The following is a 1,309-nucleotide window of genomic DNA, read 5'->3' on the forward strand; positions in this document are numbered from 1 at the left end:
CGCACCAAGAGGAGAAATCACGCTCAGGCCCGCATCGAAAAACCTTAAACAAAACTGCTATTGCCCAAAGCAATTCGAATGTCTGCAATGACTGCAGACATTCTGATGTTTAATACGAAAGTATTTCCTCAAAAGTCAGCAAAGTAGTCCAGTGGTTCTCACCCTACGAGCCTTGCCAAAGTGGCAACGGATCATATCCCAGCTGCAGCAAAACATGCGGGACATCAACAAATACCCAGTTCTCGACAAGAATGTCATTCTCTCGCCGCCACCAGTCACAGACACGCATGAATACCCGCTCTTGCGTGGGTCCTTGCCCTAGGAATGGCTTCACGTTGACACCGGTTAAGGATGGCCAGCCGCCCGAGCACGTATAATTTCCCTCACCATATCTTGTGAAGTGCTTGGTCATCCCGTTGTTCGCTGCCCCTCCAGACCACCCGTCAAACTGAGATTCAAAGGGAACTTGGAACGATGCAAATTCGTCGATCCCAACAAAGCTCCCGAATGCGCCTGGGCCATACCACATCATGTTTTCGTGCCAGTAGGGTCGCCATGCTTCGTCTTTGGTCGCAAGACCTGCAAGCATGTCCGTCACAATCTGGTAGCTGCGCTGCCCTTCGGCGGGATCAGGCGCATCTGTGATAACGCCGTCGCGGGTTGCGGGGCCTTGGATCATTCCGGTGTGTCCACGCGACAGGCCGGGGCCCATGGTCAGGGGCCATTGGTTGCACGAGATCATCAACTCGGGAATGTCGAGATAGATATAGCTTTCGACAGCTTTTCCGTCCTCAATGCGGTGAAACTCTCCATAGCGCAGATAGCTGAGCGTGCCGGTTGCCTTGAGGCCGATCCAGTCTTGCGCAAAGCGCCCTACGTAGTAGCCCGTGGAACTGATCCAATCTTGCCCATCAAATTGGCCAGCCATGAAAATGTCGTCACGCCTGTAAAGCCCCTCGAACGAGTGTTGTAACGGACGCAGGAATTTCTCAAAGTACGTGTCTGCCCCTTGCAGTTCATTGAACGGGTGGACAACGTTGATGTTGGCGTCTGCAGCAAAGAATGCGGCAACTGCGCCAGAAAAATTGTTTGGATGCTTGAGTGCCTCTGCGTAGCGCAGATAGAGTGAACGGTCATGTGATGACATGATATTTCCTTTTGAATGCTTGATGTGGTGGGTCGGGTTACTTGTGACCTGGACCCGCACGCATTCTGGAAAAAGGAATACGACCCGGACGCCTTGAGCGCACTGCAAGCAAACGCATGGTTGCGTTCTTGGCGGATGATTGCATCGATTGAAGGCTCTTTG

1 protein-coding gene is annotated in these 1,309 nt (G+C 52.6%); it reads right to left on the reverse strand.

What is annotated here, in order from left to right; translation table 11 throughout:
• Positions 1-163: 163 nt before the first annotated feature.
• Positions 164-1,147, reverse strand: a complete 984-nt coding sequence (locus PFRI_RS02950; protein WP_072629260.1) for a nuclear transport factor 2 family protein — start codon at positions 1,145-1,147, stop codon at positions 164-166.
• Between the last annotated feature and the right edge of the window lie 162 nt (positions 1,148-1,309).

Source organism: Planktotalea frisia, from assembly GCF_001890925.1.
Taxonomy (GTDB): Bacteria; Pseudomonadota; Alphaproteobacteria; order Rhodobacterales; family Rhodobacteraceae; genus Planktotalea; species Planktotalea frisia.